This window comes from Pseudomonas sp. GM24 (assembly GCF_000282235.1).
GTDB lineage: Bacteria > Pseudomonadota > Gammaproteobacteria > Pseudomonadales > Pseudomonadaceae > Aquipseudomonas.
Window position 1 is genome coordinate 1 of the sequence record NZ_AKJR01000356.1, and the last position, 4,853, is coordinate 4,853.

At 58.7% G+C, this 4,853-nt stretch carries 5 protein-coding genes; all 5 read left to right on the forward strand.

From position 1 onward, the window contains the following. Window positions 1–628: 628 nt before the first annotated feature. The 5 genes from PMI23_RS28275 to PMI23_RS28295 all read left to right on the forward strand — a co-directional run bounded on the left by PMI23_RS28275 (window position 629) and on the right by PMI23_RS28295 (window position 4,784). Complete coding sequence (locus tag PMI23_RS28275) at window positions 629–1,402, forward strand: ABC transporter substrate-binding protein (protein ID WP_007912701.1); 774 nt, start codon at window positions 629–631, stop codon at window positions 1,400–1,402. Between the two features lie 91 nt (window positions 1,403–1,493). Beyond that, window positions 1,494–2,183 (forward strand): ABC transporter permease, encoded by a 690-nt coding sequence (locus PMI23_RS28280; protein ID WP_007912702.1) that lies wholly within the window; start codon window positions 1,494–1,496, stop codon window positions 2,181–2,183. Then, complete coding sequence (locus PMI23_RS28285) at window positions 2,180–2,878, forward strand: ABC transporter permease (RefSeq protein ID WP_007912703.1); 699 nt, start codon at window positions 2,180–2,182, stop codon at window positions 2,876–2,878. Before PMI23_RS28280 ends, PMI23_RS28285 begins: the two co-directional genes overlap by 4 nt. Before the next feature lies 1 nt (window position 2,879). Beyond that, window positions 2,880–3,992 (forward strand): M14 family metallopeptidase, encoded by a 1,113-nt coding sequence (locus tag PMI23_RS28290; RefSeq protein WP_007912704.1) that lies wholly within the window; start codon window positions 2,880–2,882, stop codon window positions 3,990–3,992. A gap of 27 nt (window positions 3,993–4,019) precedes the next feature. Further along, window positions 4,020–4,784 carry an ABC transporter ATP-binding protein gene (locus PMI23_RS28295; RefSeq protein WP_007912705.1) on the forward strand — a complete coding sequence of 255 codons (765 nt, stop codon included), beginning with the start codon at window positions 4,020–4,022 and terminating at the stop codon, window positions 4,782–4,784. Window positions 4,785–4,853 lie beyond the last annotated feature (69 nt).

Genomic DNA, 4,853 nt, shown 5'->3' on the forward strand with positions numbered 1-4,853 from the left:
GCTCCCACAGAGTTTGTGGTGTGTCGGAAATTTCAGCTTCGCCGCATATCCCTGTGGGAGCTGGCTTGCCAGCGATAGCAATCTGTCAGACACCGGTGTAGCCCACTGCCAGAAACCGAAACCACCCAACCAATAATTATCGATCTCCCCCGTAAGACCTTTCCCGCTGTTACCCGCCGCGTTCCACGTAACCGAATGTGTAACCGCCCGCCCCGGAGCGGGGCAAAGGGAAACGCATCGCCCCGTTTTAGAGCCTCGAAACCCCCGGTGAAAAATAAGACACAACGCTGCGCTTGCCGGATTAGAAGGGTTTGCGAATAATAGGCCCGCAATTTGCAGCATAGATCGGTTCACTGTCTTTCGCTCTTGCATGAAATTGCAGAGCTGTCAATGTGCCAAAGTCGCTTTCTCTGTGCATCTGTAATTAGTTGTCGCATTGAAGAAATATCGGCTTCGGGCCTGTCGTTAGAATGCCGATCACTCGCTCATCGTGGCTGACGTTGAAATCTCTGACGGTTTCAATGGGAAATTTCCCACCGATGCAGCAACCGATTTCCCGATTCACCCATTCGCATATTGGGCTGTCGCTCACTCTGCCGTTTTTGCCCTTTACCGATGGAGTCCCAAGATGAAGAAACTTGTGCTGCTTGGCGCCCTGGCACTGTCCGTGCTGTCGATGAACGCCTTCGCTGACGAAAAACCTCTGAAGATCGGTATCGAAGCGGCTTACCCTCCGTTCGCCTCGAAAGCACCGGATGGCAGCATCGTCGGTTTCGACTACGACATCGGCAACGCTCTGTGCGAGCAGATGCAGGTCAAGTGTGTGTGGGTCGAGCAAGAGTTCGACGGTCTGATCCCGGCACTGAAAGTGCGCAAGATCGACGCGATTCTGTCGTCGATGTCGATCACTGAAGATCGCAAGAAGTCGGTCGACTTCACCAACAAGTACTACAACACCCCGGCACGTCTGGTCATGAAGTCCGGTACTCAGGTCAGCGAAGGTCTGGCTGAGCTGAAGGGCAAGAACATCGGCGTACAACGTGGTTCGATCCACGAGCGTTTCGCCCGCGAAGTCCTGGCGCCACTGGGTGCCGAGATCAAGCCGTACGGCTCGCAGAACGAAATCTACCTCGACGTGGCCGCCGGTCGCCTCGACGGTACCGTGGCTGACGCCACCCTGCTGCAAGATGGCTTCCTCAACACCGACGCCGGCAAAGGCTTCGCGTTCGCAGGCCCGGCGTTCACCGACGTCAAATACTTCGGCGACGGCGTAGGCATCGCGGTACGTAAGGGCGACGCCCTGAAAGACAAGATCAACGCTGCCATCGCGGCCATCCGCGAAAACGGCAAATACAAAGCAATCCAGGACAAGTACTTCGCCTTCGATATCTACGGCAAGTAACACGTCTCTGCGACAAGTCCGAAATGGCGCAAGCAACAGGATCTCTGCGGTTTGCGCCATTTTTTCATCCCAACTTTCGAGGACCTGAATCATGTTGAAAGGCTACGGGGCTGTCATCCTCGATGGCGCATGGCTGACGCTTCAGCTCGCCTTGTCGTCCATGGCTCTGGCCATCGTTCTCGGGCTGATCGGTGTCGCGTTGCGCCTGTCGCCAGTGCGCTGGCTGGCCTGGCTGGGCGATCTGTATTCCACGGTGATCCGCGGGATTCCCGATCTGGTGCTGATCCTGCTGATCTTCTACGGCGGCCAGGATTTGCTCAACCGCGTCGCACCGATGCTCGGTTATGACGACTACATCGACCTGAATCCGCTGGCCGCCGGTATCGGCACCCTCGGTTTCATTTTCGGTGCGTACCTGTCGGAAACCTTCCGTGGCGCGTTCATGGCCATTCCCAAAGGTCAGGCCGAAGCCGGCATGGCGTACGGCATGAGCAGTTTTCAGGTGTTCTTCCGGGTGATGGTGCCGCAGATGATTCGCCTGGCGATTCCGGGCTTCACCAACAACTGGCTGGTTCTGACCAAGGCGACCGCGCTGATTTCCGTGGTCGGTCTGCAAGACATGATGTTCAAGGCCAAGCAGGCGGCAGATGCCACCCGTGAGCCTTTCACCTTCTTCCTCGCAGTGGCGGCGATGTACCTGGTGATCACCAGTGTTTCGTTGCTGATCCTGCGTCAACTTGAGAAGCGCTACTCGGTAGGCGTAAGGGCGGCTGATCTATGATCTTCGACTACAACGTCATTTGGGAGGCCATGCCGCTGTACCTCGGCGGCCTGCTGACCACCCTCAAACTGCTCGCGCTGTCGCTGTTTTTCGGTCTGCTCGCGGCCCTGCCGCTGGGGCTGATGCGCGTCTCGAAGAACCCGGTCGTCAACGGCGCCGCGTGGCTGTACACCTACGTGATCCGGGGCACGCCGATGCTGGTGCAACTGTTCCTGATCTACTACGGTCTGGCGCAGTTCGAAGCAGTACGCGAAAGCTTCTTGTGGCCGTGGCTGTCCAGCGCAACGTTCTGCGCGTGTCTGGCGTTTGCGGTCAACACCAGCGCCTACACCGCTGAGATCATCGCTGGCAGCCTCAAGGCTACGCCAAACGGTGAAATCGAAGCGGCCAAGGCCATGGGCATGTCGCGCTTCAAACTGTACAAGCGCATCCTGCTGCCATCGGCCCTGCGCCGGGCACTGCCGCAGTACAGCAACGAAGTGATCATGATGCTGCAGACCACCAGTCTGGCCTCCATCGTGACCTTGATCGACATCACTGGCGCGGCGCGTACCGTCAACGCGCAGTTCTACCTGCCGTTCGAGGCGTACATCACCGCTGGCGTGTTCTACCTGTGCCTGACGTTCATTCTGGTCAAGCTGTTCAAACTGGCCGAGCGTCGCTGGTTGAGCTACCTGGCCCCGCGGAAGCACTGATATGGAACGCATCGACCACGTATTGCCGTGGAGCCACCTGGGCAGCGAGCGCAAGATTTCGGTCTTTCGCTTTGGGCATGGCGAGCGCAAGGCCTACATTCAGGCCAGCCTCCATGCTGATGAATTGCCGGGCATGCGCACCGCTTGGGAGCTGAAAAAGCGCCTCGGCGAACTCGAAGCCAAAGGCTTGCTCAACGGTGTCATCGAGCTGGTGCCGGTCGCTAACCCGTTGGGTCTTGGTCAGTTGCTACAAGGCAATCACCAGGGCCGTTTCGAAGCGGGCAGCGGCAAGAATTTCAACCGTGATTTCGTCGAGCTCAGCGCGCCGGTTGCGGAAGCTTTGGCCGACAGCCTCGGTGATGATCCGCACGCCAATGTGCGTCTGATCCGTCAGGCCATGGCCGATCATCTGGCGGCATTGCCAGAGGCGAGCAGCCAGTTGCAAGGCATGCAGCGGGTGTTGCTCAGCCACGCTTGCACCGCTGATGTGGTGCTTGATTTGCACTGCGATGCTGAAGCCGCGCTGCACATGTACGCGCTGCCGCAGCACTGGCCGCAGTGGCGTTCGCTGGCGGCGCACCTGAATGTGAAGGTCGGATTGCTAGCGGAAGATTCCGGCGGCAGCTCGTTCGATGAAGCCTGTTCGTTGCCATGGTTGCGTCTGTCGCGGCAGTTCCCTGATGCGCAGATTCCGCTGGCGTGTCTGGCGACGACCATTGAGCTGGGCGGTCAGGCCGATACCGGTCGCGCCGAAGCGCAGGCGTATGCTGAAGGCATTCTTGCGTTCCTCGCCGAGCAAGGCCTGATCACCGGCGAGTGGCCGAACCCAGCACACGAAGCCTGTGAAGGCATGCCGTTCGAAGGCACCGAGTTGCTGTTCGCACCGCATCCGGGCGTCGTGAGTTTTCTGCGCAAGCCCGGCGAATGGGTCGAGGCCGGCGACGAGATTTTTGAAGTGATTGATCCTCTGTCCGATCGGGTCAGCACGGTATGTGCTGGTACCTCCGGGGTGCTGTTTGCCATTGAACGGCTGCGTTATGCCCAACCCGGTTTCTGGCTGGCCAAGGTGGCGGGGCGCGAAGCGCTGCGTCACGGGCGCTTGCTCAACGACTGACTGACTGTTTTTGTGAGAACCGACCGCATGTACAAACTTGAAGTCCAAGACCTGCATAAACGCTATGGCAGTCACGAAGTGCTCAAGGGCGTGTCCCTGAAAGCGGCAGCCGGCGATGTGATCAGCATCATCGGCTCCAGTGGCTCCGGCAAAAGTACTTTCCTGCGCTGCATCAACCTGCTCGAGCAGCCGCACGCGGGCAAGATTCTGCTCAACAACGAAGAGCTGAAACTGGTGGCGAACAAGGACGGCGCGCTGAAAGCCGCTGATCCGAAGCAGCTGCAACGCATGCGTTCGCGCCTGTCGATGGTGTTCCAGCATTTCAACCTGTGGTCGCACATGACCGCGATTGAAAACATCATGGAAGCGCCGGTTCACGTGCTCGGCGTACCCAAGTACGAAGCGCGCGAAAAAGCCGAGTACTACCTGAACAAGGTCGGCGTGGCCCATCGTAAAGATGCGTTCCCGGGGCACATGTCCGGTGGCGAGCAGCAGCGCGTGGCGATTGCCCGTGCGCTGGCGATGGAGCCAGAGGTGATGCTGTTCGACGAACCGACTTCGGCCCTCGACCCGGAACTGGTGGGCGACGTGCTGAAAGTCATGCAAGCGCTGGCGCAGGAAGGTCGCACCATGGTTGTGGTTACGCACGAAATGGGTTTTGCCCGTGAAGTGTCGAACCAGTTGGTGTTCCTGCACAAAGGTGTGGTGGAAGAGAGCGGCAACCCGCGCGAAGTGCTGGTGAATCCGCAATCGGAACGTTTGCAGCAATTCCTCTCGGGCAGCCTCAAGTAATCGCTGCCGTTATGCACCAAATCAGGTCATGCTTTGCGACCTGAAGGTTGGCTCCAATCCACTGTAGGA

Excerpts from the sequence above, each read along its gene's own strand:
- PMI23_RS28295 (WP_007912705.1), top strand. The coding sequence starts at position 4,020 with ATGTACAAACTTGAAGTCCAAGACCTGCATAAACGCTATGGCAGTCAC.
- PMI23_RS28280 (WP_007912702.1), top strand. The coding sequence starts at position 1,494 with ATGTTGAAAGGCTACGGGGCTGTCATCCTCGATGGCGCATGGCTGACG.
- PMI23_RS28290 (WP_007912704.1), top strand. The coding sequence starts at position 2,880 with ATGGAACGCATCGACCACGTATTGCCGTGGAGCCACCTGGGCAGCGAG.
- PMI23_RS28285 (WP_007912703.1), top strand. The coding sequence starts at position 2,180 with ATGATCTTCGACTACAACGTCATTTGGGAGGCCATGCCGCTGTACCTC.
- PMI23_RS28275 (WP_007912701.1), top strand. The coding sequence starts at position 629 with ATGAAGAAACTTGTGCTGCTTGGCGCCCTGGCACTGTCCGTGCTGTCG.